Here is a 22,186-nt window from a genome sequence, read left to right as displayed (position 1 = left end):
ACGGGTCTTGCTCCTCGTCCACCACGATGAGCCGCAAGCGCGCCAGCGGTGCCCACAAGGCGGAACGGGGACCGGCCACCACGTCCACCTCCCCGCGGCGGGCCTTCTCCCACAGGGCGAAGCGCTCCCCCGCCGGGAGGGAGGAGTGCAGCACCGCCACCCGGGAGCCAAAGCGGGCCGCCAGCTCCCCCGCCACCTTGGGGGTAAGCCCAATTTCCGGCACCAGGATCAGCGCCTGCCCTCCCGCCCGCACCGCCGCTTCGGCCGTGCGCAGGTAAACCTCGGTTTTTCCCGAGCCGGTAACACCCAAAAGCAGAAAAGCCTGAAACCTCCCGGCCAAAAGCGCCGCCTGGAGCCTGGCGCAAGCCTCCTCCTGGGAGGGGGAAAGGCTTTCCGGTAGAGGCGACGGGGGAAGCTCCCAGCGTTGGGGGGCTTTCTTGCGCAGCTGCTGAAAGCGGCGCAAAAGCCCTTTTTTCACCAGAGCGTCGCTGACCGAGCGGGAAAGCCCGAGCTCGGCCAAAAGCTCGCTTTCCACCGCCCATCCCCCCCGGCGGGAAAGCTCCTCCCAAAGCAGGCGCTGGCGGGGGGAGCGAAGGAGCATCGCTGCATCCGCGCGTTCTGCCACCAACGAAAGCACCGAAACCCAGCTGCCCGCCTCCCGCGGGGGGGCCGGCTGCACCAGCCGCAGCACCTGCCGCTCCTCCAGTTCCGGGAGGAGCCGGCGCAGTTCATCGGGATCGAAGCCACGGGCGCGGAGGTTGGGCAGGGAAACCCGGCGCTTTTCCAGCAAGAACCCCACCAGCTCCCGGGCCTTCCCCGAAAGCGCAGGCCAAAGCTCCACCGCCCGCGGGCCCAGCTCCAAGCGAGCGGGCGGCAACTGCATGAGCTTGGGGGGAATGGCGGTTTTGGCCACCAGGCCGGGCGGGCAAAAGTAGTAATCGCTCACGAAGCGCACCAACTCCAAAACGTGAGGGGGAAGCAGCGGTTCTTCGTCCAGGACCTCCTGCACCGGCAAGATCGTGGCAACACCCTCAGGGGGCTGCGTTTCTTGCTCCAACACCAGCCCTACCCGCGCTCGCCCGCGCAGGGGCACCAGCACCCTCACCCCCGGACGGGCCTGCGGAACCCAGGCCTCCGGGACCCGATACGTCAAAGCTTCAGGAACCGCCAACGGAAACGCAACCCGGACAAACACCGCAGGATGATACACTCGCGCGGTGATGGACGAAGGCAGGCTTGCCACCTTTCGCGAGGCCGTAAACCGGCTCCGGCAGGGCCCTCACCCCCGAGGGGAAGAGTTTGAGCTTTGCCGCGAGGTCCTGGCCGTGGCCCCAAGCTCCCCCGAAGCGGCCCAAGCGCTGCGGGTACTTTTGGAGGGGGCCATGGCCGATGCCCACACCTCCATTGCCGATGCGCAAATCATCATGCGGCTTTTGAAGGCCCTGGACCGTGGCGAGGTGCAGCCCGCCGATCTCTTACGCTAGGAAAGGAGGCCCCATGGCAATTACCCTCGATTCCCAGGACCGCAAGGAGCTTTTGGAGCGCTTTTTGCGCTACGTGCAGGTGGACACCCAGTCGGATGAAAACAGCACTTCGTTCCCTTCCACCGAAAAGCAAAAGGACCTGGCCCGCATGCTGGTGGAAGAGCTCAAAGCGCTGGGACTGAGCGACGCCGCCATGGACCAGTGGGGCTACGTTTACGCCACCCTGCCCAGCAACATCCCCGCAGACCACCCAGCCCACGGCAAGGTCCCCACCATTGGCCTGATCGCCCACCTGGACACCTACTTCGGCACACCTGGGGGCGGGGTCAAACCCCAGGTGATCGAAAACTACGCCGGTGGCGACATCACCTTGCCCGGCGATTCCAACCAGGTCATCCGCTACGCGGAAAACCCCAACCTCGCCCGCTGCCTGGGCCACACGTTGATTACATCGGACGGCACCACGCTCCTGGGCGCCGACGACAAAGCCGGCATTGCCGAAATCATGACCGCCCTGGCCTGGATGCAGCGCCACCCCGAGTTCCTCCACGGTACCGTCCGGGTGGCCTTCACCCCCGATGAAGAGGTAGGCCGCGGCACCGAGCACTTTGACGTCCCGGGCTTCGGCGCCCGCTACGCGTACACCCTGGACGGCTCCGATCTCGGCGAAATCGAGGACGAGACGTTTTGCGCCGACTCGGCCTTGGTTACCGTGGAAGGTCACGACGTCCACCCCGGCTACGCCAAGGACAAGATGACCAACGCCGTGCGGGTGGCTGCCGCCATCATCGAACGCCTCCCCAAGGACTTCCTTCCCGAAACCACCGAAGGCCGCCAGCCTTACCTCCACCCCTACGACATCCGCGGGGACGTGAGCAAGGTGGAGGTGAAGTTCCTGGTCCGCGCCTTCAGCGAAGAGGAGCTGCACCAGCAGGAAGCCACCCTGCAGCGCATCGTGGAGGAGGTGCGAGCTTCCTTCCCGCAGGCCAAGGTCAGCATCACCATCAAGGAGTCCTACCGCAACATGGCTTACGCCATCCGCAAGGAGCCGCAGGTGCTGGAGGTGGCCCTGGAGGCGGTGCGGAGGATGGGCCTGGAGCCGGTGCGCAAGGCCATTCGCGGCGGCACCGACGGGGCCCGCCTTTCCTTCATGGGCCTCCTCACCCCCAACATTTGGGCCGGCGGGCAAAACTTCCACTCGGTGCAGGAGTGGGTTTCTCTGGAATGGATGGCCAAAGCGGCCGAGTGCGCCTTGAACATCCTGGCGTTGTGGGTGGAGCGGGCCGGCGCTTAAGTTTTGTAAACCTGCAAAGCCCGCAGCTCCTTGATGCGGTCACGAAGGCGCGCCGCTTCTTCAAACTCCAGCCGCTTGGCCGCGGCCTTCATTTGCTTTTCCAGTTCGGCAATGGTCTTGGTGAGGGACTTTTCGTCCAGAACCTCCAGCTCACCCACCCGTGGCGGCTGGGTGAGCGCGTCGTGGTAGTCCAGGTTGGCCATTTGCACCAGGGGGTTGGCAATGTCCTTGATAATGGTGCGCGGCTCAATACCGTGCTCCCGGTTGTAAGCCTCTTGAATGGCCCGCCGCCGCCGCGTTTCCTCAATGGCCTTGCGCATGGACTCGGTGATGGTGTCGGCGTAAAGGATGGCCGTGCCGTTGACGTTGCGGGCCGCCCGGCCAATGGTCTGGATGAGGGCGGTGTGGGAGCGGAGGTAGCCTTCTTTGTCGGCGTCCAAAATGGCCACCAGCGAAACCTCCGGCAAATCCAGCCCTTCGCGCAGGAGGTTGATGCCCACCAGCACGTCAAAGACCCCGCGGCGCAGGTCGGCCAGGATAGCCGTGCGCTCCAGGGTATCAATTTCGCTGTGCAGGTAGCGGGCGCGAATGCCTAGCTCCGAAAGGTACTGGGTGAGGTCCTCGGCCAGGCGCTTGGTGAGCGTGGTCACCAGCACCCGCTCCCCCGCTGCCACCCGCTCCCGGATGCGGGCAATCACGTCGTCCACCTGCCCCTGGGCCGGCCGCACCTCCACCACCGGATCCAAAAGCCCGGTAGGGCGGATGAGCTGCTCCACCACCACCCCGTTGGAGACCTGGATTTCCCACTCTCCCGGCGTGGCCGAAACGAAAAGCACCTGGTGCAGGCGGGACATGAACTCCTCAAAGGTCAGCGGCCGGTTGTCCAGCGCCGAAGGCAGCCGAAAACCGAACTCCACCAGCGTTTCCTTGCGGGAGCGATCGCCGTGGTACATGCCCCGCACCTGGGGGATGGTCACATGCGACTCATCCACGATTAGCAGCCAATCGGACGGGAAGTAGTCCAAAAGCGTGGGTGGTGGCTCGCCAGGCTTTCTGCGGGTGAGGTGGCGGGAGTAGTTCTCAATGCCCGGGCAGTAGCCGAGCTCCGAAAGCATGTCGAGATCGAACAGCGTGCGCTGGGAAAGCCTCTGGGCCTCCAAAAGCTTGCCAGCGGCTTTCAGCTCCGCCACCCGCTCATCCAGCTCCGCCTTGATGTCGGCAATGGCCTGCTGGAGGATGTCCCGGGTGGTCACGTAGTGGGAGGCCGGGTAAATGGGCAAGCGATCCTCCACGTCTTCCAGCACCACCCCGCGGAGGGGATCGATGCGGCTTATCCTTTCGATTTCCCGGTCCCAGAACTCCACGCGAATGGCGTGGTCCTCGTAAGGAGGGTAGATCTCCAGCACATCCCCCCGCACCCGGAAGGCGCCGGGCACCAAATCCAGCTGGGTGCGTTCGTACTGCATGGCCACCAGCTGCCGCAACACCGGCTCCATCCCCGGCGCCGTACTCGGCTCCAACAGCAAAAGCATTCCGTAATAGGCCGCCGGGTCGCCCAAGCCGTAAATGCAGGAAACCGACGCCACGATCAGCACGTCCCGTCTTTCAAAGAGCGAGCGGGTGGCGGAAAGGCGCAACCGATCTATTTCCTCGTTGATGGAGGTTTCCTTTTCGATGTAGGTGTCGGTGGCGGGCACGTACGCTTCCGGCTGGTAGTAGTCGTAGTAGGAAACGAAGTACTCCACCGCGTTTTCCGGGAAAAAGCCCTTGAACTCCTGGTAAAGCTGGGCGGCAAGTGTCTTGTTGTGAGAAAGCACCAGGGTAGGCCGGTTCAAAGCTTCGATGACCTTGGCCATGGTGAAGGTTTTCCCCGAGCCGGTGACCCCCAGAAGCGTCTGGGCAAAAAGGCCCTGGCGGAACCCCTCCACCAGCTTGGCAATGGCTTGCGCCTGGTCTCCCGCCGGCGCAAAAGGCGCCACCAATCGAAACGGCTTGCTCATTTCTGGCCACAGGCAGCGCGCGCCGCCTCCAGCACGCGGTGAGCTTCTTCGGGGCTCAATTGGCCGTCGGCGAGGGCTTCCCTGGCTGCTCTCATAAACGCACCGCTCCGCTGGGCGTTCAAAAGCCCACCTTCGCGCTGCAACTTGAGGCAAACCAAGGAAGCCAGCAGCTCATCGCGCAGCGGTGACGGCAGCGTCCTGGCGCGGGCTTCCAGCTCCCCCATGGTTTTATCCCAGGCTCGCCCTTCCAGCTGGCGCACCTTTCCCGCGAGCCCCAGCAGCAAAACCACCAGGACCAAAAGCAGCGCCAGCCCTAAGCCGCGCCACACCCACAACCTGCCAGCGGACAACGCCCCCATGGGCCGCCCTCCAACTTGACAGTCTAGCCACTTTGTGGGGATTCTCACGGCGATGGGGAAGACGCTGTTGCGCTGGCTGCTGGTGGGCTTGCTGGCGGGGCTGGCGGTGGGTGCCATTGCCGCCGTGGTGGTGGCGCGGTTTATCCAGCTGCCGGCGGTGGAGGCCCTCACCGCCTATCAACCCCCGGCCGCTACCGTGGTGAAAGCCCGGGACGGTTCGGTCATTGGCAGCTTTGCTGCCGAACGCCGGCTCCCCGTGACCTTCGAGCAAATCCCCAAGGTGTTCCGGGATGCCGTGCTGGCGGTGGAGGATGCCAACTTTTACAAGCATCCCGGGGTGGACCCTTCGGGCATGGCCCGGGCTTTCCTGCGCAACGTGCTGTCCTTAAGCAAGGCCCAGGGGGGATCCACCATCACCCAGCAGCTGGCCCGCAACGTGGGGATCGTGAGCCGCGAAAAGAGGCTCATGCGCAAGCTCAAGGAAATCCTCCTGGCCATTGAAATCGAGCAACGCTTTTCCAAAGACCAAATCTTCACGCTGTACGCCAACCAGGTGAACTTTGGCCATGGCGTTTACGGCGTGGAGGCAGCCGCCCGTTTTTACTTTGGCAAGCCGGCTTCGGCTCTCACCCTGCCGGAAGCGGCGCTGCTGGCGGGGCTTCCCCAGCGACCCACCGACCTCTCCCCCATTGACCACCCGGAGAGGGCCTTGCGTCGGCGCAACCACGTGCTCAAGCGCATGCTGGAAGAGGGCATGATTGACCGCACCACCTACGAAAAAGCCATAGCGGAGCCACTGGGGGCCAGCCCCCATCTCGATCGCGAAACTTCAGCCGCATACTTTTTGGAGGAAGTGAGACGCTCCCTGGAAGAAAAGCTGGGGAGCGAGCTGCTGCTGGAAGGTGGCCTTACCGCCGAAACCACCCTCGATCCCACCCTTCAAAGGCTTGCCGAAGAGGCCCTGCGGGAGGGCCTGGTGGAGTTGCAAAAGCGCCTGGGCTGGCCGGGGGCCTTGCGCAACCTGATCGACGAAGGGATCAAAGACCTCAAAGCCTTCCGTCACCCTAGTTGGCCGTTCCTCAAGTGGCAGCCCGGTGAGCTCACCTACGCCGTGGTCCAGGAGGTAAAAGCCCAGGAGGCCAAGCTCATTATCGGCAGCCGGGAAGGCCGTCTGCCCCTGGCCGAGGCGCAATGGACCAAGCGCACGAGCCTGTACTCCCTCATCAAGCCCGGGGACGTCCTTCTGGTTCGGCTGAAGACCCTGCCCCCGGCACCTGCGCCCGTGGAGGTGAGCCTGGAAGCCGAGCCCAAGGTGGAAGGCGCCATCGTGGTGCTGGACAACCGCACCGGGGCCATCCTGGCGCTCGTAGGGGGATTTGACTTCAACCGCTCGCAGTTTGACCGGGCCATGCAAGCCAAAAGGCAGGTAGGGTCGGCGTTCAAGCCGTTTGTGTACGCCACCGCTTTCGAGGCCGGCTACTCCCCCGCCGATACCATTCTCGACGCGCCGGTGCTCTTGCCCGACGAACACGGCCTGCCCACCTATTGCCCCCTCAACTACTACCGCAAGTACTTTGGCATCGTGACCTTGCGCTACGCCCTGGAGCACTCCCTCAACGCCTCAGCGGTGAAGCTGCAGCAAATGGTGGGGGGCGAAAGGGTCATTGAGCTCGCCCGCCGTTTGGGGATTCGGGAGGAGCTCCACCCCTATCCCTCCATGGCCCTGGGGTCTTTTGAGCTCCCCGTGGTGAGCACCGCAGCGGCCTACGCCGCCTTCGCCAACGGCGGCATGGCCGTGGAGCCTTTCTTCCTCACCAAAGTTCGGGATGCCCAAGGGCAAGTGCTCGTGGAAAATCGGCCGCGGGTTCGGCAGGCTTTGAGCGAGCAGGTGGCGTTTCTGGTCACCCATACCCTAGAAGGCGTAATCCAGCGCGGTACCGCTGCCAAAGCCGCGTCCTTACCGGGGCATTTGGCTGGCAAAACCGGCACCACCGACGCTTACACCGACGCTTGGTTTATAGGCTACTCCCCGCGCATCACCTGTGCGGTGTGGGTGGGGCGGGATAAAAAAGAGCCCATCGGTCGCCGCATGACCGGAGCGGAGGCGGCCTTGCCCACCTGGATTCGCTTCATGCAGGCTTACCTGGAAAGGCTCCCGGCGGGGGTGCGGGACGAGGAGTTCCAGCCGCCGAGCTCCGGGGTGACGCTCATTGCCGTGGATCCCCGCACCGGGCTGAGGGCCACCCCGGAGTGCGGAGAAAACGTCATTCTCGAGGCTGTCCCCGAAAGCAAGGTGCCGGTCGCCTGTTCCCCGCAAGCTCACGCGGTGGCTGAGCTACCGTGGGAACGGCAAATGGGTTACTACACGTTCAAGCCAGGAGAGCCCATCACCACGCCGGAGGCGGTAGCAGTAGCTAACGCCAAAGCTGCAGAAAAGGACAACTGAAACTACAAAAGCCGCGGCTGGTTGTAAGCCAGAGGTTAGCCCCAAAACCCCCGAACGCCGTCGACCACCCACCAGGTAAGGGCAGCCACCAGGGCGGTAGTGGGTAATGTCAAAACCCAGGCCCATACGATGCGACTGGCCACCCCCCACCGCACCGCCGACACCCGCGTGGTGGAGCCCACACCGGCAATGGCACCGGCAATGGTGTGGGTGGTGGATACGGGAATCCCCGCGAGGGAAGCACCAATCAGGGACACCGCACCAGCACTTTCGGCACAAAATCCCCCCACCGGCCGCAGCCTCGTCAAGCGGATCCCCATGGTGTGGACCACGTTCCAACCCCCAAGTAGGGTGCCGAGGGCAATGACACCGTGACAGGAAAGGATGACCCAAACCGGCACGTGAAACTCCTTAAGGTAGCCGGTGGAAAACAGCAGAACGGTAATGATGCCCATGGTTTTTTGCGCATCGTTGAGGCCGTGGCCCAGTGAGTATGCTCCTGACGAAACCAGCTGTCCCACCCGAAACCAGCGGTCCACCTTCTGGACCTTTACCTTTCGGAAAATCCAGAAAACCGCGACCATAAAAAGCCAGCCCAGGATCATCCCCACTACCGGCGAAATGACGATGAACGCTGCCACCTTCCCAATCCCGGAGGGGATGAGGGCAGCCAAGCCTCCCTTGGCCGCGCCGGCCCCCGCCAAGGCGCCAATGATGGCGTGGGAAACGGAAATGGGCAGCCCCAGGGCCGTGCAAAGGTAGGTCCAGACAATGGCCGAAAGCAACGCCGCCAGCACCACAAAGGGATCCACCACACTGGGGTGCACGATGCCCTTGCCCACGGTGCCCGCCACCTTCACCTCGAAGCCAAAAGCTGCCACGAAGTTAAAAAAAGCCGCCCAGAGCACCGCTAGCCTCGGCGGCAGCACCCCGGTGGCCACCACCGTTGCCACCGAATTGGCCGCATCGTTCATCCCGTTGAGAAAGTCAAACACCAAGGCTAAGACCACGATAAAAACCACCAAGGTCAGCATTGCCGGCCCTCCCGGTGAGCCTCAAGCATCACGAGGCCTTGATGATGATGGTCTCAATGATATTGGCCACGTCTTCGCAGCGGTCTGTCCCTTCTTCGAGAAAGGCGAAAAGGTCCTTTTGCTTGATGATTTCCACGGGATCCCGGTGATTCGCAAAAAGATCGGCCAGCGCGTCGCGGTGGATTTGATCGGCTTCGTTTTCGAGCCTGTTGATTTCCACGCAGCAGGTCAGCGCTTCCTTGTGGCGTCGTGGATCGTGCAGAGCAACAACCGCCTTTTGCACCTCGCGGGCAGAGGCGAGAAGAAGCTCCGCCAGTTGCACCAGGCGGTCGGGGACTTGGCCCACGCCGTAAAGCAGAAGCCGATGGCCGGTGGCGTCCACCGCATCCAAGATGTCGTCCAGCTTGGTGGCCAGGGCGTGGATGTCCTCGCGATCAAAAGGGGTCACAAAGCTGGTGTTGAGACGAGCTAGCGTCTCGTGGGTATAGCGGTCACCCTGGTGTTCCAAGGCCTTGAGCTCTTCCACCCGCGCCGCAAGCTCCTTGGGTTCTTGCAGCATGCGGGTGAAAAGCTCCACCGCCTGCACAATGTTGCCGCTGGCAAGGTCGAAGATTTCCAGAAACCTGCTGTCTATTGGCAAGAACCAACGCATGCGAGCCCCCCGTGCCGTCCGGGCACAGGGGGCATTGTACAGCCCTTGCAGGCGCTTGTGAAGAAGCCCACAAGAAGGCTTTAGCTGCCGGCCTTCACGTTCTCAAGTTCCCGCAAAAAGTCCTGGGGTTCTAGGTACCCGGCAATGCGGTAGACCTCCTGGCCCGATTTGTCGAGGAAGACCACCGTGGGGTAGCTATCCACCCCAAACTTCTGAGCTAGCTCCCGCCCGTCGTTTTCAGCGTCCAGGCGCACAGGAACAAAACCATCACCAATCTTTGCCGCCACTGCCGGTTCGCTCAAAGTGGTGGCGTCCAGCCGCTGACACCACCGGCACCAGGTGGTGTAAAAGTCCACCATCACCAGCTTGTGCTGAGCCTCAGCTTTGGCTAAGGCTGCCGTGACGTTGGATTCCCATGGGATGGTGGCGGGAGCCTTGCTTTGCCCCCGCGGCCCCAGTGCGTAGCTCATCACCAGCAACCCACCAAACACCACCGCAAGCATTAAGCCCGTCCGTACCTTCATACCGCCTCCGATCACTATTCTTTGCCCCGGGTCTTCCACAAGTAACACGGCTTCGCCCCACTCTGCCAGATAACTTTCGCACACCGCAGCCCACAAGGCCAGCTGCAAACGTGAGGGTTAGGGACGCGCCGAAACCCGGGCACCTGGGCTAAACCAATGAAAAACTTTTGGCCCGCGGCTGATTCTCAATGTGGATCGTAAAAAAGGACCGAGCGGGGCTGGACAACCACCAAATATTTTTCGACGTTTTGAATACGCCCTTGACATCGCTTTGCCGGCAGCTCCAGAATTCAATCAACAAAATCGATCCCCCGGTCGGGGGAGCCTGACCGGGGAGGGAGGTCAGGTATGAAGAAATTTGTGGTTACGCTTGCGGTCATGGTGATGATGGGGGGCCTTGCCATAGCCGCCGGAGTAAGGGCCCCCATGACGGCGTTAACCGACGACCAGCTTGCCGGATTGGGGAAGCTGGAAGCGGTGGAAACCCTGTCGTTTAACGATGCCGGGGTTCCCACCTTCATCGCCGGTGAGCTGGGTCGTTTGGAAAGCGGGGACCACGCCGCAGGCGCCCTTCGCTTCCTCCAGGAGCTCACGCCCATGTTCCGCGCCACGGGCCGCGAAGAACTGGCCCTCAGTGAGGTTAAGGAAGACGAGCTGGGCAAGGTTCACGTTCGCTTCCGGCAGACCCTCCGGGGGATCCCGGTGGTAGGCGCTGAGCTGTTGGTGCACGCCGATAAAGCTACCGGCAAGGTCTACGCCATCAATGGCACCTTTGTTCCCGATGAAAACCTGCCCCAGCGGCCGGCCCTTTCCGGCGAGGTGGCGTTGCAGCAAGCAGCCCGCGAGGCCGGGATCGTTTCCGGTGTGGCTTTGGATAGGCCGGAGCTTGTGTACGTGGTGCGTGAGAACGGAAAGGCTTACCTGGCGTGGATGACGCGGGTGGCTTTTAGCGATGCCAAGGGCGAGCACCTGGACCGGATTTACGCCGACGCCGTGACCGGCGAGCTGGTCACCAGCGAAGCGCTTATCCACAGCGCCCTCTACCGCAAGATCTACACCGCCAACAACGGGACCTCGCTCCCCGGCACCCTGCTCTTCGTGGAGGGAGGCTCCTCCTCCGATAGCGTGGCCATGGCCGCCTACAACAACCTGGGCTACACCTACAACTACTACAAGACCAAGTTCAACCGCGACTCCATTGACGGCGCCGGCATGCAGCTCATCGCTACCGTGCATTACGGCAATGCTTACAACAACGCCTTCTGGAACGGTTCGCAAATGGTGTTTGGCGACGGCGATGGCACCACCTTTTCGCCTTTTGCCAACGCCCTGGACGTGGTGGCCCACGAGCTGGCCCACGGTGTTACCGAGCGGACCGCCAACCTTACCTACTCTTCGGAACCCGGAGCCCTTAACGAGGCCTGGTCCGACATTTATGGGGCCAACGTCGAGGCCTACCGCGATGGCGCCGTTTCCTCCAACACCTGGAAGATCGGCGAGGCGTGCTATACGCCGGGCACTTCCGGTGACGCCCTGCGTTACATGAACAACCCGACCGCCGACGGTTACTCGGCCGACTACTACCCCGAGCGGCTTTATCCCAACTGCACGCCCTCTTCCAGCAACGACTACTGCGGCGTGCACGGTAACAGCGGTATTGCCAACCTGGCCTACTACCTGCTGGTAGCCGGCGGTACGCACCCGCGGGGTAAGACCTCGGTGAGCGTGCCGGCCATCGGTATGGCCAAGGCCGAGCAGATCTTTTATCGGGCCCTCACCACGTACATGACCTCCTCCACCAACTTCCAAGGTGCCCGCAACGCCACGGCGCAAGCGGCTGCCGACCTTTACGGTGGCACTTCTTCCGCCGAGTACAACGCCGTGCAAAAGTGCTGGGACGCCGTGGGAGCCCCCGGTGGTGCCGTGCAGGTGACCACCCTTTCCAACGGGCAAACCGTGTCTAACCTTTCCGCGTCCACCGGTAACTGGCTTTACTTCAAGATCACGTTGCCCTCCGGGCAAACCCAACTCAAGGTTGTTACCAGCGGGGGATCGGGCGACGCCGATCTCTACGTGAAGCGTGGGGCTCTGCCCAGCACCTCCAGCTACGACGGCAAGTCCGAGGGTAGCACCACGGCGGAAACCGTAACCATTTCCAACCCGGCGGCTGGTGACTTCTACATCGGCCTGTACGCCTACTCCTCGTATTCGGGAGTTTCGCTCACCGCGACCTACTCCGGTGGTAGCGGCGGTGGCACCACCATGAACGAAACCGAGCCCAACGGCTCCACCTCGTCGGCCAACGTCATCTCCACCTCTGGCACCACGGTGACCGGTTATATCGGTTCCTCCACCGACGTGGATTACTTCAAGGTCACGGTGCCCGGGTACAAGACCCTCACCGTGGACCTCACGGTGCCCTCCACCAAGGACTACGACGTCAAGCTCTACAACTCTTCGGGAACGCTTTTGGCCTCGGGCACTAACGGGACGGGGCAGGCCGAACATGTGACCTGGTACAACTCTGCCAGCACCAGCCGGGTGGTTTACATCAAGGTCTACGGTTACAACGGCGCTTACTCCACCACCTTGCCCTACTACCTGAAGACCACCTGGTAACCAAACCAGCAAAGCTTGAAAAGCCCCGCCTTCGGGCGGGGCTTTTCGTTTTTCGGGATCCCGCGTCACGGCGGAATCGCCATTAAAAACCACTCCTCGTCGAGCGCAGCTCCTGCGGCGGTGAAAAAAATACACCGCGAGTCCACGAACGCGGGCTCTCGATAAAGCTTCTTTTCCCTCTCGCCCCTGTCGCAAAAACTCTTTTGTCCTACCAGTGCAGGATCTTGACACCGCCCTCTCTTTCGTTCAACGTATGAGCCAGGAGCTTGAGGAAAGGGAGGCCAGGATGCAAAAAACGACATTTTTAAGCATGGCGCTAGTCGTTAGCTTGGGGGCGGCGGTAGGCCAAGCCCGGGAGGGCAGGCTGCTGGTGAACCTTCCCGACGAGAGCAGCGCTACGGCCGAAGCAGCTGCAGTGGCGGTGCAATTTGCCACGCGCGAGGCGTCACGGGTGCTGGGGTTGTCGGCCCGGGAGGGGCTGGCCTTGCGCACCGCCGACCATGACGGCGCGGGCGTAGTCCACGTGCGCTTCGACACCCGCGTGCAGGACGTGCGGGTGGTGGGCGGTGAGGTCATCGTCCACGTGGATGCGGCTAGCCGGCGAATCGTAGGTCTTTCCAACTTCCACCGCCGGGTGAATGTGGAGGATCCCACGCCGCGGGTCAGCGAGGGGGATGCGGTGGGCATGGCCTGGGCGCTCATGGCGCCGGCCAGCGCACCGGCGGAAAAGCCGCAAACCGAGCTGGTCTTTTACCCCAGCAAGGGCAGCTACCGTCTGGCCTGGATGGTGAGGATGTTCGTGGAAAACGAGGTGGAAGAGCCGCGGGCCGAAGCCTTCGTGATTGATGCCAAGACCGGCGAGGTTTTAGACCGCTGGGACGACCTCCGCACCGGCAAGCCCGGTGGGAGCACCCCACCTCCGGGAAGCGGTTCTCCTGCCGTGGGAACCGCAAAGACCCTCTATTTGGGCCAGCTTTCCATTGACACCGAGTTTTACTCCTCCGCCAATTTGTACGGCATGGTGGACCGCGTGCGGGGCAACGCCTACACCACCGATATGAACAACCGTCAAACCGGTTCTGGCACCCTGTTTACCGATGCCGACAACACCTGGGGGAACTTCACCAATTCCGACCGGGCCACTGCCGGTACCGACGCCCACCTGGGGATGGCCTTTACGTGGGATTACTATAAGAACGTGCATGGCCGCAACGGCATCTACAACGATGGCGTGGGCGCTTTCTCCCGGGTTCACTACGGTCGCAACTACAACAACGCCTTCTGGTCTGACTCCTGCAAGTGCATGACCTACGGCGATGGCGATGGCAGCGTGCTTTCGCCGTTGGTGTCCCTGGATGTGGCCGGACACGAGATGTCTCACGGCGTCACCTCCGCCACCGCCAACCTCCAGTACTCCGGGGAGTCCGGTGGCCTCAACGAGTCCACCTCCGACATCTTCGGCACCGCCGTGGAGTTTTACGCCAACAACCCCAACGATCCCCCCGACTGGTGGATTGGCGAGACGGTGTATACCCCCAGCAAGCCGGGCGATGCCCTCCGCTATATGGACGATCCCAAGAAGGATGGCCGCAGCGTCGACCACTATTCCCTCTACACCAACGGCATGGACGTCCACTACTCCTCAGGCATTGCCAACAACTTCTTCTACCTCCTCGCCAACGGTGGCACCAACCGCACCTCTGGAATTTCCGTGACCGGTATTGGCCTCGCCAAGGCCGAGAGGATCTGGTACGTGGCGCTTACCGGCTACATGACCTCCACCACCAACTTCAGCCAAGCGCGACAAGCCACCATTCAAGCGGCCACCCAGCTGTTTGGCGCTTCCTCGGTAGAAGTGCAGCGGGTGAAGGACGCCTGGACCGCGGTGGGCGTCTACTGATCGATTCCAAAAAACAACTGAAAAAGGGCCCGCTTCTGCGGGCCCTTTTGCTTTTGCGGCATTCGGCTCGCGCCACAAGCCCCGAGCCGCCACTTCTCCTGGGTGCCTCAGTCCGGTTTGACGAGAGGCCCGTGACGCTCCAAAGGAGACGTGAGACACACCTCGGTGGCCGAGCGCACAAAACCCGGAACCTTGTGCAGCCGCGTAAGCAAAAGCTCCTGCAAATGCACAGTGTCCCGGGCCCGGACCTTCACCACCAAATCGTACTCACCGGTGATGAGGTGCACTTCCTCCACCTCGGGAATAGCTGCGAGCTCGTTTACGGTCTTATCCAGCCCGGCGGCCAGATCCACCCGCACGTGAACAAGCGCGGTGACCGTATAACCCAAAGCGTGGGGATCCACGTTGACCTCGAATCCCCGCACCACACCCGCCGCCCGCAGCTTGGCCAACCTTTCGTGCACCGTGGCCGGTGCCACCCCTGCCCTTTCGGCAATAGCGGAAAGCGGCATCCGCCCGTTTTCTTGCAACGCCGCGAGGATTTTTCGATCAAGAGCGTCAAGTACCACGGCGCGTATTCTATCGCATTGCGATGTGTCTTTTTTCACAAGGTGTGCCATAATTCCGCCGTGGAGGATCGCGTATGCAGCTCAAACTAGCCATGATCGGGTTTGGTGTGGTGGGGCAAGGCGTCGCTAAGATCCTGCGCGATCGTCAGGCCCACCTGAAGGAACGCTACGGCGCTGAGTTTGTCATTACCGCAGTGTCCGACGTCAAAAAAGGGGCCGTTGCTGACCCTAACGGTCTCGACCCCAAGGCCCTCCTCGACCACCTGGACAACCATCCCGACCTCACCACCTTCCCGGCACCCGAGCGGGGATGGGATGCCCTCACCACCATCCGCAAGGCCAACGCTGATGTGGTGGTGGAGGTCTCGTGGACCGACGTCAAAACCGGCGGCGCCGCCCTCGGGCATTTGCGGGAGGCGTTTGCCTGCGGCAAGCACGTGGTCACCACCAACAAGGGCCCCATGGTGGTGGCCCCTTGGGAAATGCTGGAGGCAGCCGCCCGCGCCGGGGTGGAGTTCCGCTTTGAAGGCACTGTGATGTCCGGTACTCCGGTCATCAACACCGCCTGGAAGTGCTTGCGGGGCTGCGAAATTACCGGTTTTTCCGGAATTCTCAACGGCACCACAAACTTCATGCTCACCCGCATGGAGCAAGGGCTCACCTACCAGCAAGCGTTGGCCGAAGCCCAAAGCCTGGGCTACGCCGAGGCTGACCCTTCCGGCGACGTCTTGGGCTGGGATGCCGCCGGCAAGGTGGTAATTTTGACCAACACCGTGCTGCGTAAGCCGTTGAAGCTCGCCGAGGTGCAGCTTGCGTCCGGCATCACCGAAATCACCCCGGCTCACATCGAGGAAGCCAAGAAAACCGGCGAGCGGTGGAAGCTGGTGGCCCAAGCCAACGTGGAGGACGGCACCGTTAAGGCCAGCGTTTTGGCCCAACGCGTCCCCCTTTCCGACCCGTTAGCGGGGGTCATGGGACCCACCAACGCCGTAACCTTCCACACCGACCTTCTGGGCCCGGTGACCATCGTGGGGGCTGGTGCCGGTCAAAGGGAAACCGCCTTTGCGGTGATTTCCGACCTCTTGGACATTCACGCCACGCTTTTAGCGCGGCAAGGTTAGGAGGACACCATGGACATGCTCATCAACGGCCAATGGGTGGCCACCAAAGAAACCATCCCCGTCATTGACCCCTGGGACGGCTCACTGGTGGACACCGTCCCCCACGGCACACCCCAGCACGTGGATCAGGCTATTTCCGCGGCGGTTTCCGCCTTTCGCAGCTGGCGCTTTTCGCCGGTGGCCCAACGCATGGAGATCCTGCGCAAGGTGGCGGACACGGTGGCCCACTACCTGGAGGACTTTGCCCGCCTCATTGCCCGGGAAGGCTCCAAAACCATCCGCGAAGCCCGCAAGGAAGTACGCCGGTGCGTCAACACCTTGAGCCTTTCGGCAGAAGAGGCCCGCAGGCTCTACGGGCAAACGATCCCCTTCGATTCTTTTCCCGGCGGGGAACACCGCCACGGCTACTGGTACCGGGAGCCCATTGGCGTCATTGCCGCCATTACCCCCTTCAACGATCCCCTCAACCTGGTGGCCCACAAGCTGGGCCCTGCCATTGCCGGCGGTAACACCGTGGTCTTGAAACCCGCCACCGTCACCCCCCTTTCCGCCTTGAAACTGGCCCAGGCTTTTCAAGACGCCGGGCTGCCGGCCGGCGTCCTCAACGTCGTTACCGGGCCTGGCGGTGAGGTGGGGGATCCGCTGGTGAGCGACCCACGGGTGAGAATGGTTTCCTTCACCGGTGGGGTGGAAGCGGGTCTTCACATCACCCGCCTTGCCGGCCTCAAGAAGATCGGTATGGAGCTGGGCTCCAACTCACCGGTCATTGTGATGGCGGATTGCGACTTTGACCGCGCGGTAGCCGATACGGTTTCCGGGGCCTTTTGGGCAGCGGGGCAAAACTGCATTGGCGTGCAGAGGGTTTACGTGCAGAGGCCTATTTTTGAGCGCTACCTTGAAGCCTTTGTGGCCAAAACCAAGACCTACAAGGTTGGCCCTAAGCTTGAGGAAAACTGCGACATGGGCCCGGTGATTACCGAAGCGGAAGCCAAGCGCATTGAAAGCTGGATCCGCGAGGCGGAAGCCTCTGGCGCCACGGTGCACTGCGGGGGCCAGCGGGGCGGCCCCATTGGCACGGTGGTGGAGCCCACGGTGATGACCGGCGTGACCATGGCCATGAAGCTGGGGTGCCAGGAGGTCTTTGGGCCGGTGGTGGCCCTCTGGCCGTTCGATGAGCTGGAGGAAGCGGTGACCCTGGCCAACAGCGTGGACTACGGCTTGCACGCCGCCATCTTCACCCGTTCCCTTTCGGCCGCCCACTACGCCATCAAGCACCTGGAGTGCGGCGGGGTCATCATCAACGATTCCACCGACTACCGCCTGGATCAAATGCCCTTCGGCGGCATCAAGAACTCGGGGCTGGGGCGGGAAGGTGTAGCTTTTGCCCTTTTGGAAATGACCGAACCGAAGGTGGTGTGCTTTACCGAGTAGCGAGGGACAGGGCTGGAGGTGGGGTAAACCCCACCTCCACCAGCACCACACCCAGTTCCCGTGGGTCGTTAGCCGGAAGGTAAGGATCCGTGGAAACCACCAGCTCCCCCCGCCGCCGCTGGGCAAGCTCCTGGGGAACGGGCAGCATGGCCGTGACCGGCTGGGGCCCCACCGGGATCTTCGCTTCCACCGCCCCCAGGCGCACCGTGACCATCGCTCCTCCGGGTCGGGGCGCCGCCAGGGTGAGCTGCAGCAAGCCGCTTCCCAAAGGCAGCGACAGCGAACAGCGAGCCTGGCACCAGGCGCCGGAAAAGCCCATGAACTGCTCCGGAGCGTGGAGACCCTGGCCCGAAACTGCCTGCACAAACATGGGCACAGGAAAAGGCTTCACCCCGTAGGGGCGGGGGTTCCACGGCGAGGCCTCCAACGACACAAAGAACACCCGCAACGCCAAGGGCCGATAATCCCCCGCCAGGCGGCGATACTCCGAGGCTTTCAGGCGCAGAGGGATGATCCAGGCGACCGTCTGGCGCTGTGGCAACTCCGGCACGGGAACGGTAATGAGGTTGCGCCCGGCAGGAAGCTCAAAAACCCCCACATGCTGGTCACCGACCCAAGCTTCCACCTGGCTGGAACGCACACCGGGAGGCAGCTCCACCGCCAGCGTAACAAAACCAGGACCCGAAACCGCCGGAAGGAGCAGGGTGCTTTCGGGAAAAAGCCACACGAAGGGGTGACCATCTTCCTCTTCCAGGACGGACCCCCCTTCCCAGAGGAGCACCGGGTTTTGCACGACCTCCGCCCGTAAAAACCGGTCCTGGGAAAGCTCCAGCACCCGGGGCTCGCGGATTTCCCACCGGTTGACCCAGGTGACCGAAGCAGGCAGGTACACCCGCTCGCTTTCCCGCAGCAGGAACAAGTTGCTGCCCCCCACCGCGAATTTAGGAGCTTTTACCTCCGAAAAACGCAGGCTGGCTGCACGAAAAAACCCCACCCGCGCCAGGTAATTCCGGAACGAAAAGAACTGCTCCTCAAACACCAGGGTTCGCTTTTCATCCCTGCCCACCGCGGTTAAAGCTTCCACCACCGGCAGCGGGTGCGAATGCACGTACGAAAGGGCGGGGTGGGTCCAAAAGGCCCCGAGGGTGGCGGCTCCAGCGGCAGCGGTTGCCACCAAAACGTTCGCCCGCAGCAGTGCCTTAAGCCCTGCCACCGCCAGAGGGGCACATAAAAGCCAGGTCAGGACCCAGTAGCGGGGATAGGTGCGGTTGTGGGTAAAGAGCAGCAGGTAAATCAAAAAGCCACCGGCCAGAAGGTTCGGCACAAGCTTGACCTTCCCCTGCATGACTAGCCAAAGCCCCCCTACCACCGACAGAAGCCCCACGACGACCGCTGGCACCAGGCCACCCAAGCCCCGCACCCATCCCACGTGCGGGAAGGAAAAACCCTCGGTGCCCAAAAGCGCCACGTGGTACTGCCCGTGGGTTTGGAAGGCCCACCAGTAAAACTCCCACCCTCCAGCTTCAAAAATCAGAGGCCCCAGGCTGAGGACCACCAGCAAACCCGACCACAACGCCGCTTTTCCAAGGAGCCTCGGGTTTGCCCTTATTTCCCAAGCCCAAAGCAGCACAACCACGGCAAAAAACGGCGCCAAGGGGGGACGGATCAGGGCCGCGGCCGTGACCAGCAAGGAAGAGGCGACGAAATTACGGGTCACACTCCAGAGCGCCAAGGCCACCAGAAAAACCCCCGCCGAAGGGGTTTCGGAAAAGCCGCGGCTGGCGTGGAACCACACCCCGGGGATGAAAGCCGCTGCCAGCACCGTCACCGCCGCCAGGTTCCGCCCCAGCCAGCGGTTCGTCACGACGAATAGCGCCCAAAGCCCAAGAAGCGAAAGTGCGGCGCTGGCCAGCTGCAAGGCCAAAAGTGGCTCCCCAGCGCCCAAGCGCATAACCAGCCGCCCCAGCCAAATCCACAGGGGAAAGCCCGGGGGGTGAGGCATGTGGTGGGCCGGGTCGAAGTCCATCACCCCGCAAGCCAAAAGCGCCTCGTCTTGCTCCCAGGGGCCTTTGGGCAAAAAGGCAAGGCGGGAAACCGCTAACACCGCCAGCATTGCCGCCGACAACAGCTGATCCGCTCGGCGTTGGCCGGTTTCAAAGAAGGGCCACAGCTCCGTCACCGTGAGCACGGTAAGACTTTAGCAAAACCCCGTAAAAACAGCAGGAGACGTTTAACCATGGTAAGCTTGCCGGCGTGGTGGAGCTTCGCTTTTCGGGTTTGAGCAAGCGGTTTGGCCGGCGGGCGGTTTTGCGAAACGTGAACGGTGCCGCCAAACCGGGTGAGGTGCTGGTGGTGACCGGCCCCAACGGCTCGGGTAAGTCCACCCTCCTCAACATCTTGGGTGGGCTTTTGCGTCCCTCCCAAGGGGAGGTGAGCTACCTAGCCAACGGCCGGGCCCTGCCCAAAGAGGAATGGCACCGCCATTTAGGAGTATGCGCTCCCGATTTGTCGGTTTACGAAGAGCTCTCCGCCATGGAGAACCTGCGTTTTTTCACCCAGGTCCGGGGTTTACGGCTCCCCGACAAGGAGCTGGCCGCGGTGCTGGAACAGCTGGGGCTGAAGGGAGCTGATTTTTCCCGTCCGGTGAAGCAGTTTTCCTCGGGGATGCTGCAGAGGGTCAAGCTGGCCCAAGCTCTGGTGCATCGCCCGGAGGTGCTGCTTTTGGACGAGCCTTCTTCCAACCTCGACGAAGCGGGCCACAGGCTTCTTAAAGAGTTGGTAATGGCCTGGCGGGAACGGGCCACGGTGGTGGTTGCCACTAACGATCCGCGTGAGGTGGCATGGGGAGACAGGGTCCTTGAGCTTGCTCATTGAGAGCTTCACGGTTCTGCGCAAGGAGGTGGTGTCGGAGCTCCGCAGCCGGGTGGCGGTGTCCTCGGTGGGTCTTTTTGCCCTCACCACGCTGGTGGCCGTGGCCTATCAAATTGGACCCTACCGCATCCACGAGCAGGACCGCCCCCACCTGCACTCGGCGCTTCTGTGGATCATCTTGTTCTTTGCCGCCAGCTCCGGCCTCCCCAGGGTTTTCGTCAAGGAGGAGGATGCTCACACCGCCAAGGCTCTGCGGCTTGCCGCCCGGCCCGGCGCGGTTTTTACAGGCAAGTTCCTGTTCAACCTGGTGCTGCTTTTGGGGCTTGAGTTTTTCTTGGTGCCGCTTTTCTCGATTTTTATGGGCTTTTCGGTGGCCAACGTGCCGGCGTTGACGCTGGTGCTGGTAGCCGGGGCCCTGGGTTTGGCAGCCACCGCCACCATGGTGGCGGCGATCATCTCCCGGGCCACGGGATCGGCCACGCTGTTTGTGGTTTTGGCGGTGCCTTTAGTGTTGCCCATGTTGGTTTTTCTCATTCAAGGAACGCGTATGGCGGTGACCGCTGCCGAGCTTTCGGCGGTGCTGCCTTCTCTGCGGGCTGTCTTTTCTCTCACCGGGGTGACGTTGGTCTCCTCGGCATTCCTCTTTCCGGTGGTGTGGCATGACTAAGACCAAAAAAATCTCGTTGGCTGTTCTCTTCGTGTGGTTTTGCGTGGTGATTTGGGCGGCTTTCTTTTACGCCCCTGCCGCCGCGGGCTTTAAGGGGGAATCGTCCCGCATTGTGTTCTTCCACGTCCCCCAAGCCTGGGTGGCGGTTTTGGCCTTTTGCGTGAACTTAGTGGCTTCGCTGCGCTACCTCCGGCACCGCAACCTGCTGGACGATGCGCGAGCGGCCGCGGCAGCCCGCCTGGGGCTAATGTTTGCAGTGCTCGCCACCGTAAGCGGGTCTCTGTTTGCCAAGGTCATGTGGGGCAGTTTCTGGAACTGGGACCCCCGGGAGGTTTCCATTGCCATTTTGCTTTTGATTTACGCCGCCTACTTTGCCTTGCGCCAGGCGGTGAGCGATGCGGAACGCCGCGGGTCCTTATCAGCCGCTTATGCGATCCTCGCCTTCGTTACCATGCCGTTTTTGGTGTTCGTGGTCCCCAGGATTTACTGGTCCCTGCACCCCGACACCATCATCAGTGCCCAGGGTTCGGTGAAGGTGCAGATGAACCCCAGGATGTTCCAGGTTCTCTTGGGTTCGCTTTTGGGATTTACCGGGCTGTTCTGGTGGTTGTATTCTCTGGAGGTGAGGCTTTCCCGCCTTAGACTGCGGCGGGAAGAGGGGGGAGAGTAAAGATGCCAGCACCTGAAAGCTTGTTTTGGGTTGCTGCCGTAACCATCGGCATTTGGGTAGGGATTTTCCTGTACTGCCTGGGTTTGGAACGCCGCTTGGCCAAGTTAGAGGAGGAAACCCAATGAACCGGCGCGCCGTTTGGACCGTGGTGGGACTTGCGTTGATTGTGGGTTTTGTGGCGTTTGGGGCCGGGGCGTTTAAAGCCAGCCTAACCCCCTACGTGAGCTTTGCGCAGGCCAGGGCCTCGCAAGACGCGGTGCAGGTGGCCGGAAAGCTGGTGCAGGGCTCCTCCTACTACGACGAAGCCAACGGCAAGCTGGTTTTTGTGCTGGAGGACACCCAAGGCGATCGCATGAAGGTGGAATTTGCCGGCACCAAACCGGGGAACTTCGAAGAGGCCACGCAAATCGTCGCCATCGGTCGCTTCACCAACGGGGTTTTCGTTGCCGAAAAGCTCTTGGTCAAGTGCCCATCCAAGTACCAGGGAGTTGAGGAAAAGCAGTACGGCGCCCGTTCCTAAGAGGTCGTTGGCGCTTATCTAAAAG

At 62.3% G+C, this 22,186-nt stretch carries 20 protein-coding genes; 12 read left to right on the top strand and 8 right to left on the bottom strand.

What is annotated here, in order from left to right; translation table 11 throughout:
- Positions 1-1,195: primosomal protein N' family DNA-binding protein (locus tag EG19_RS13540; protein ID WP_161685276.1), on the bottom strand; the 1,195-nt coding region annotated here is incomplete at its 3' end.
- 22 nt (positions 1,196-1,217) lie between these two features.
- Here EG19_RS13540 and EG19_RS01640 point away from each other — a divergent pair.
- Both EG19_RS01640 and pepT read left to right on the top strand, forming a co-directional pair.
- Positions 1,218-1,484, top strand: a complete 267-nt coding sequence (locus tag EG19_RS01640) for a hypothetical protein (protein WP_152543845.1) — start codon at positions 1,218-1,220, stop codon at positions 1,482-1,484.
- 13 nt (positions 1,485-1,497) lie between these two features.
- A complete protein-coding gene (gene pepT / locus EG19_RS01635; protein WP_053334752.1) occupies positions 1,498-2,778 on the top strand; it encodes a peptidase T in 1,281 nt (426 codons plus the stop codon).
- Here the strand turns inward: pepT and uvrB are convergent.
- Together uvrB and EG19_RS01625 are read right to left on the bottom strand one after the other, a co-directional pair.
- The gene (gene uvrB / locus EG19_RS01630) at positions 2,775-4,778 is read right to left on the bottom strand and encodes an excinuclease ABC subunit UvrB (protein ID WP_038046689.1); all 2,004 of its coding nucleotides are present in this window, start codon (positions 4,776-4,778) and stop codon (positions 2,775-2,777) included. The genes pepT and uvrB overlap by 4 nt on opposite strands.
- Positions 4,775-5,137, bottom strand: a complete 363-nt coding sequence (locus EG19_RS01625; RefSeq protein WP_038046688.1) for a hypothetical protein — start codon at positions 5,135-5,137, stop codon at positions 4,775-4,777. The genes uvrB and EG19_RS01625 overlap by 4 nt, the downstream gene beginning before the upstream one ends.
- Positions 5,138-5,189: 52 nt before the next feature.
- Here EG19_RS01625 and EG19_RS01620 point away from each other — a divergent pair, with 52 nt between their 5' ends.
- A complete protein-coding gene (locus EG19_RS01620; RefSeq protein ID WP_081799833.1) occupies positions 5,190-7,583 on the top strand; it encodes a penicillin-binding protein 1A in 2,394 nt (797 codons plus the stop codon).
- Positions 7,584-7,618: 35 nt separating this feature from the next.
- Here EG19_RS01620 and EG19_RS01615 read toward each other — a convergent pair whose 3' ends face one another.
- The 3 genes from EG19_RS01615 to EG19_RS01605 all read right to left on the bottom strand — a co-directional run bounded on the left by EG19_RS01615 (position 7,619) and on the right by EG19_RS01605 (position 9,793).
- Entirely contained in the window at positions 7,619-8,617 is a 999-nt protein-coding gene (locus tag EG19_RS01615) for an inorganic phosphate transporter (RefSeq protein ID WP_038046687.1), read from the bottom strand.
- Positions 8,618-8,645: 28 nt separating this feature from the next.
- On the bottom strand, positions 8,646-9,269 hold the full coding sequence (locus tag EG19_RS01610) for a DUF47 domain-containing protein (RefSeq protein ID WP_038046686.1): 624 nt from the start codon (positions 9,267-9,269) through the stop codon (positions 8,646-8,648).
- 80 nt (positions 9,270-9,349) lie between these two features.
- Entirely contained in the window at positions 9,350-9,793 is a 444-nt protein-coding gene (locus tag EG19_RS01605) for a thioredoxin family protein (RefSeq protein WP_038046684.1), read from the bottom strand.
- A 348-nt stretch (positions 9,794-10,141) separates the two neighbouring features.
- On the opposite strand from EG19_RS01605, the gene EG19_RS01600 reads away from it, so the two are divergent.
- Together EG19_RS01600 and EG19_RS01595 are read left to right on the top strand one after the other, a co-directional pair.
- Positions 10,142-12,412: a M4 family metallopeptidase gene (locus tag EG19_RS01600; protein ID WP_053334750.1), complete on the top strand. Its 2,271-nt coding sequence runs from the start codon at positions 10,142-10,144 to the stop codon at positions 12,410-12,412.
- 286 nt (positions 12,413-12,698) lie between these two features.
- Positions 12,699-14,312, top strand: coding sequence for a M4 family metallopeptidase (locus EG19_RS01595; protein ID WP_161685273.1), 1,614 nt, complete (start codon positions 12,699-12,701; stop codon positions 14,310-14,312).
- 107 nt (positions 14,313-14,419) lie between these two features.
- On the opposite strand, the gene EG19_RS01590 is transcribed toward EG19_RS01595, so the two are convergent.
- Positions 14,420-14,881 carry an Lrp/AsnC family transcriptional regulator gene (locus EG19_RS01590; RefSeq protein ID WP_038046678.1) on the bottom strand — a complete coding sequence of 154 codons (462 nt, stop codon included), beginning with the start codon at positions 14,879-14,881 and terminating at the stop codon, positions 14,420-14,422.
- Between the two features lie 74 nt (positions 14,882-14,955).
- On the opposite strand from EG19_RS01590, the gene EG19_RS01585 reads away from it, so the two are divergent.
- Complete coding sequence (locus EG19_RS01585; RefSeq protein WP_038046675.1) at positions 14,956-16,002, top strand: homoserine dehydrogenase; 1,047 nt, start codon at positions 14,956-14,958, stop codon at positions 16,000-16,002.
- 9 nt (positions 16,003-16,011) lie between these two features.
- The gene (locus EG19_RS01580; protein WP_038046671.1) at positions 16,012-17,433 is read left to right on the top strand and encodes an aldehyde dehydrogenase family protein; all 1,422 of its coding nucleotides are present in this window, start codon (positions 16,012-16,014) and stop codon (positions 17,431-17,433) included.
- On the opposite strand, the gene EG19_RS01575 is transcribed toward EG19_RS01580, so the two are convergent.
- Positions 17,423-19,621 (bottom strand): hypothetical protein, encoded by a 2,199-nt coding sequence (locus tag EG19_RS01575; RefSeq protein WP_038046669.1) that lies wholly within the window; start codon positions 19,619-19,621, stop codon positions 17,423-17,425. The genes EG19_RS01580 and EG19_RS01575 overlap by 11 nt on opposite strands.
- A 65-nt stretch (positions 19,622-19,686) precedes the next feature.
- Here EG19_RS01575 and EG19_RS01570 point away from each other — a divergent pair, with 65 nt between their 5' ends.
- The 5 genes from EG19_RS01570 to EG19_RS01555 are packed head-to-tail and all read left to right on the top strand — an operon-like array spanning position 19,687 to position 22,161.
- On the top strand, positions 19,687-20,307 hold the full coding sequence (locus EG19_RS01570; protein WP_053334748.1) for an ABC transporter ATP-binding protein: 621 nt from the start codon (positions 19,687-19,689) through the stop codon (positions 20,305-20,307).
- Positions 20,291-20,971 (top strand): heme exporter protein CcmB, encoded by a 681-nt coding sequence (locus tag EG19_RS01565; protein WP_053334747.1) that lies wholly within the window; start codon positions 20,291-20,293, stop codon positions 20,969-20,971. Before EG19_RS01570 ends, EG19_RS01565 begins: the two co-directional genes overlap by 17 nt.
- Positions 20,964-21,641, top strand: a complete 678-nt coding sequence (gene ccsA / locus EG19_RS01560) for a cytochrome c biogenesis protein CcsA (protein ID WP_038046667.1) — start codon at positions 20,964-20,966, stop codon at positions 21,639-21,641. Before EG19_RS01565 ends, ccsA begins: the two co-directional genes overlap by 8 nt.
- Before the next feature lie 2 nt (positions 21,642-21,643).
- Positions 21,644-21,766, top strand: coding sequence for a CcmD family protein (locus tag EG19_RS13325; protein WP_152543844.1), 123 nt, complete (start codon positions 21,644-21,646; stop codon positions 21,764-21,766).
- Entirely contained in the window at positions 21,763-22,161 is a 399-nt protein-coding gene (locus EG19_RS01555; protein WP_038046664.1) for a cytochrome c maturation protein CcmE, read from the top strand. Before EG19_RS13325 ends, EG19_RS01555 begins: the two co-directional genes overlap by 4 nt.
- Positions 22,162-22,186: the final 25 nt, after the last annotated feature.

The organism is Thermoanaerobaculum aquaticum (genome assembly GCF_000687145.1).
Lineage (GTDB): Bacteria > Acidobacteriota > Thermoanaerobaculia > Thermoanaerobaculales > Thermoanaerobaculaceae > Thermoanaerobaculum > Thermoanaerobaculum aquaticum.
This window is presented reverse-complemented; position numbering and strand designations above follow the sequence as displayed.

Excerpts from the sequence above, each read along its gene's own strand:
- EG19_RS01555 (WP_038046664.1), top strand. The coding sequence starts at position 21,763 with ATGAACCGGCGCGCCGTTTGGACCGTGGTGGGACTTGCGTTGATTGTG.
- EG19_RS01595 (WP_161685273.1), top strand. The coding sequence starts at position 12,699 with ATGCAAAAAACGACATTTTTAAGCATGGCGCTAGTCGTTAGCTTGGGG.
- uvrB (WP_038046689.1), bottom strand. The coding sequence starts at position 4,778 with ATGAGCAAGCCGTTTCGATTGGTGGCGCCTTTTGCGCCGGCGGGAGAC.
- EG19_RS01600 (WP_053334750.1), top strand. The coding sequence starts at position 10,142 with ATGAAGAAATTTGTGGTTACGCTTGCGGTCATGGTGATGATGGGGGGC.
- pepT (WP_053334752.1), top strand. The coding sequence starts at position 1,498 with ATGGCAATTACCCTCGATTCCCAGGACCGCAAGGAGCTTTTGGAGCGC.
- EG19_RS01615 (WP_038046687.1), bottom strand. The coding sequence starts at position 8,617 with ATGCTGACCTTGGTGGTTTTTATCGTGGTCTTAGCCTTGGTGTTTGAC.
- EG19_RS01620 (WP_081799833.1), top strand. The coding sequence starts at position 5,190 with ATGGGGAAGACGCTGTTGCGCTGGCTGCTGGTGGGCTTGCTGGCGGGG.
- EG19_RS01605 (WP_038046684.1), bottom strand. The coding sequence starts at position 9,793 with ATGAAGGTACGGACGGGCTTAATGCTTGCGGTGGTGTTTGGTGGGTTG.
- EG19_RS01580 (WP_038046671.1), top strand. The coding sequence starts at position 16,012 with ATGGACATGCTCATCAACGGCCAATGGGTGGCCACCAAAGAAACCATC.
- EG19_RS01610 (WP_038046686.1), bottom strand. The coding sequence starts at position 9,269 with ATGCGTTGGTTCTTGCCAATAGACAGCAGGTTTCTGGAAATCTTCGAC.
- EG19_RS13325 (WP_152543844.1), top strand. The coding sequence starts at position 21,644 with ATGCCAGCACCTGAAAGCTTGTTTTGGGTTGCTGCCGTAACCATCGGC.
- EG19_RS01585 (WP_038046675.1), top strand. The coding sequence starts at position 14,956 with ATGCAGCTCAAACTAGCCATGATCGGGTTTGGTGTGGTGGGGCAAGGC.
- EG19_RS01625 (WP_038046688.1), bottom strand. The coding sequence starts at position 5,137 with ATGGGGGCGTTGTCCGCTGGCAGGTTGTGGGTGTGGCGCGGCTTAGGG.
- ccsA (WP_038046667.1), top strand. The coding sequence starts at position 20,964 with ATGACTAAGACCAAAAAAATCTCGTTGGCTGTTCTCTTCGTGTGGTTT.